This window comes from Psychrobacter sp. (genome assembly GCF_035469765.1).
GTDB lineage: Bacteria > Pseudomonadota > Gammaproteobacteria > Pseudomonadales > Moraxellaceae > Psychrobacter.
On the sequence record NZ_DATIRM010000442.1, the window covers coordinates 1 to 3,906 of the forward strand.

The window sequence follows — 3,906 nt, forward strand, 5'->3', positions numbered from 1 at the left end:
ATAAAAACCATCTTAGCATCAGGATTATCTTCAACTGCTTGGCTCATAGCCTTTAGATTGTGACCAAAGCGATTGGCAGCTACCTCAATACCCAGGGCACCTTGCATTTTAGCGAGCATCGGATAAATAATGAACCCATACTGGCTATAGACAATGGCATCATCAGCACTGGCAAAACTACGCGCTAAGATATCTAGCAAATCATTAGAGCCATTACCTAGAGTAATTTGGTCGACATTGACATTATTAAAGTCCGCCAATGCTTGTTTAAGATAAGAGCCATTGCTATCAGGATAGCGTGACAACTGTCCTAACTGCTCAGTAATCGCAAGCGTGACTTTTGGTGAACAGCCAAGCGGATTTTCATTACTGGCAAGCATGACCACATCTGAGACGCCATACTCACGCGTCAACTCTTCAACCGACTTTCCCGTTTGATAAGGTGCCAACTCCAAAATACTGTCATAGGCAGGCACTAGCGGCGATAAATCTAACTCTGTCGATGGTGTAGACGGCATATTTTATCCTTAGATGAATTGACACATCTATTATTGGCTCAGATGATGAACTTAGTCAGCATTACTTTTGCGATATTTATATCTATATCTGTACCTATAATACTGCTTTTGGATAAGAACCCAATATCCGCAAATCTTTGACCAATGGGCGGATATCAGCGATCGCAGCGCTCACATTTGCGTCTTCGATATGCCCATCCATATCGATAAAGAACACGTAAGCCCATTTATTTGGACGTTCTGGACGTGTCTCGATACTGGTCATAGAGACGCCGTGATAGGATAAAGGCTTTAAAATTTCAATCAATGCGCCCGCTTTATCATGTGCTGAAACCATAATCGAGGTTTTGTCGTGACCAGATGGCGCAATCGCCTCATGACCAATAATTAAGAAACGCGTGGTATTGTTTGGATTGTCTTCGATATTTGAATACAGCTTATGCAAATCATACTCTGCCGCCGCCACATCACCTGCAATCGCTGCCGAGTGCCACTCGTTCTTTAGGCGACGCGCTGCTTCACCATTACTCGATACTGCCACACGCTCAACATTAGGGTAATTTACATCAAGCCAATGACGACACTGCGCCAATGATTGCTGATGTGAGTAAATACGGCTTAGACCATCAAGTTTGGTATGTTCAGCGACCAAGAAATTTTGATGAATAGGCAGCTCAACTTCACCGATTATTTTGAGTGTAGAAGATAAAAAGCCATCTAAAGTATGATTAACGACACCCTCAGATGAGTTTTCAACAGGAACGACACCGTACATTGCTGTGCCAGCTTCAACTTCACGGAACACATCAGTAATGGTATTTAACGGTACGGTATCTGCCGCTTTACCAAAATGCTTTAAAGCCGCTGCATGAGTAAAGGTACCTACTGGTCCTAAAAACGCAATACGTTGCGGCGCTTCTAAGTCAAGACATACTGACATAATCTCACGGAACAAACGCGCCATTTTTTCATCAGCAATAGGCCCTTCATTACGTGCCATTACCGCCTTTAAAACTTGCGCTTCACGCTCAGGACGATAAAAAATAGGATTGGTATTGTTGGCAGTCGGATTATTAGCAATATGGCTTTTTTTCACTGCTGCCACTTGCTGAGCAAGCTTGGCACGATTATTAATCAACGTTTGAATTTCACAGTCTACTGCATCGATATTTTGGCGGATATTATCCAAAAACTCTTTTTCATTTGTCATATCATTGGTGTTGACTGGATTTAGATTGCCCACGTTTTGCTCTGCTGACTGCTCACTCATTACCGCCCATCCTTTTTTATATTATCACTGAATTTTATAACTGCTCACTGCAATATTAAATTGCTACATTATAGTGCTACGCTGCTAGTGAGAGCACCATGGTTATCAATAGAATTATCTATCAAAACCACCTGCCTCTATCATCCCTAGCTTATACTATTGCGAGATACTGACACCACTTTAATAAGTAATTGCAGCAGCTCCATAGCTCGCCCGCTCTACTATAGCAAAAACTATGCACAGTGCCCATTTGTAAATGCGCGTAAATCTATAAATAGCTATAAATTGCCATAAACCTAAGCACAGTTCAGCATTATAAAGGCTCAGCACCATAAAACTATCGAATAACATAGACTCAAATCTATGTTACAGTTTAGGCGTGGCTAGCATTTTATTGATAAAAATAAGCACAAGCCCTCCTTGCACTAAGAAAATAACAACGTTAATTGATCATATAAAGGATATCTGATGAGCGCATTACAACAGCTTCGCACTATGACTACCATTGTTGCTGATACCGGCGACCTTGCCGCCATTGAGCGTCTAAAACCTATCGATGCGACCACCAATCCAAGCCTAATCACCAAAGCCCTTATCCATCCTGACAATGAAGCCATCCTATCAGAGACCATGAGTCGCCATCGAGGGGATATTGATAAGGTAATCGATGAGCTGACCGTTCAAATCGGCTGCGATATCTTATCTCTCATTGAAGGTCGGGTCTCAACTGAGGTTGACGCGCGTTTGTCCTATGACACGCAAGCAACCATTGATAAAGCATTGGCGTTTATGGAAGCGTATCAAAAAGCGGGTATCAACTCAGAACGAGTACTAATTAAGATGGCAGCGACATGGCAAGGCATTGAAGCCGCCCGCTACCTTGAAACCCAAGGTATTCACTGCAATCTCACCTTACTATTTGGTCAGCATCAAGCCATCGCATGTGCCGATGCGGGCGTGACCTTAATATCCCCTTTTGTTGGACGTATCTTAGATTGGCAAAAGCGCCAGCAAAACCGTCAAAACATACCCGCTTCTGACGACATGGGCGTGCAATCGGTTAAGCGTATTTATCAATATTACAAGCAGCATGGCTACAAAACCCAAGTCATGGGCGCAAGTTTTCGCTCAACTGAGCAGATATTGGCGCTGGCAGGCTGTGATTTACTGACCATCGCACCTGACCTCATCGATGAGCTAACAGCCATGGATATCGAAGTCATGCGTCAACTATCAGAAAGCATGTCAATGGCTCTGGCAGATATGAAGCGCGTGAGCTTGAGCCCTGAAGAATATAGTACTGCCTATCAGCAAGATACCATCACTCAAGATTTGTTACCCAAGGGCATTGATGGTTTCATTGGTGCGCGTGATGAGCTTGCTCAAATGTTAGCGAATATGCGTAGCTAATCTAAACAGGTACTCATATAACAGCATTGCTGAGATAATCTAAGAAACACTCAACAAAAATGATGGAAGATAGCGGTAATATTAGATGGGTGTACGCAGCAGGTAATAAAAGAGGTTTGCCTGCTTATGGTAAGTTGTTTATTATGAGCGACCTAAAATGATGAAAAGCAAGGTTTTACTATGAAACGGCTAGCAGTGATAGTAGCAAGCAGTACGCTTGCGATTGGTGCTCATGCAGCAAACTGGTCAACGGTAGCAGAAAGTCAAACTGGCTCCATTTTTAGTGTGGATTTGGATTCTATCGAACGCTCGGACATCAATGTCCTTGATGAAAAACGGGTCGACAACATCACCGTCTCTATTCGTCGAGCTTATCCTGCATCCAAAAGTACCACGAGTGATAGCAAAGAAGGTGGTATCCATCATAGCGATCAGCAATGGCTTATCTCTTGTAAGGATGACAGCTATTACAGACGAGCGTACGTTTATTATACCGCTGACAATAAAGTCATCAAATCCTGGCAATCAGATAAACCCATTCTGACCAGCAAAGACTTTAAAATCACCAGTCCAAAAACCATCAGCCGTATGCTTATCGAGCAAACGTGCAAAAATTACGAGCAAGCGAAGGCTAAGTAGCACAAAAAAGAGAAACAAAATAATTTGATAGTAAATAAAAAAAGCGCGCTGAACTCATTCAGCGCGCTT

At 42.8% G+C, this 3,906-nt stretch carries 3 protein-coding genes and 1 pseudogene; 2 read left to right on the top strand and 2 right to left on the bottom strand.

From position 1 onward, the window contains the following. Together VLN09_RS12025 and pheA are read right to left on the bottom strand one after the other, a co-directional pair. A pseudogene (locus VLN09_RS12025) lies at positions 1-518 on the bottom strand (histidinol-phosphate transaminase); the annotation flags it as partial. A gap of 94 nt (positions 519-612) precedes the next feature. After that, positions 613-1,728: a prephenate dehydratase gene (gene pheA / locus VLN09_RS12030; RefSeq protein ID WP_325246831.1), complete on the bottom strand. Its 1,116-nt coding sequence runs from the start codon at positions 1,726-1,728 to the stop codon at positions 613-615. A 528-nt stretch (positions 1,729-2,256) separates the two neighbouring features. Between pheA and VLN09_RS12035 the strand changes: the two genes are divergently transcribed. After that, entirely contained in the window at positions 2,257-3,198 is a 942-nt protein-coding gene (locus VLN09_RS12035) for a transaldolase (RefSeq protein ID WP_325246827.1), read from the top strand. 180 nt (positions 3,199-3,378) lie between these two features. Next, a complete protein-coding gene (locus VLN09_RS12040) occupies positions 3,379-3,837 on the top strand; it encodes a hypothetical protein (RefSeq protein ID WP_325246829.1) in 459 nt (152 codons plus the stop codon). Positions 3,838-3,906 lie beyond the last annotated feature (69 nt).

Bases quoted from the DNA above. Each gene is read 5' to 3' on its own strand.
- pheA (WP_325246831.1), bottom strand. From the start codon at position 1,728: ATGACAAATGAAAAAGAGTTTTTGGATAATATCCGCCAAAATATCGAT.
- VLN09_RS12035 (WP_325246827.1), top strand. From the start codon at position 2,257: ATGAGCGCATTACAACAGCTTCGCACTATGACTACCATTGTTGCTGAT.
- VLN09_RS12040 (WP_325246829.1), top strand. From the start codon at position 3,379: ATGAAACGGCTAGCAGTGATAGTAGCAAGCAGTACGCTTGCGATTGGT.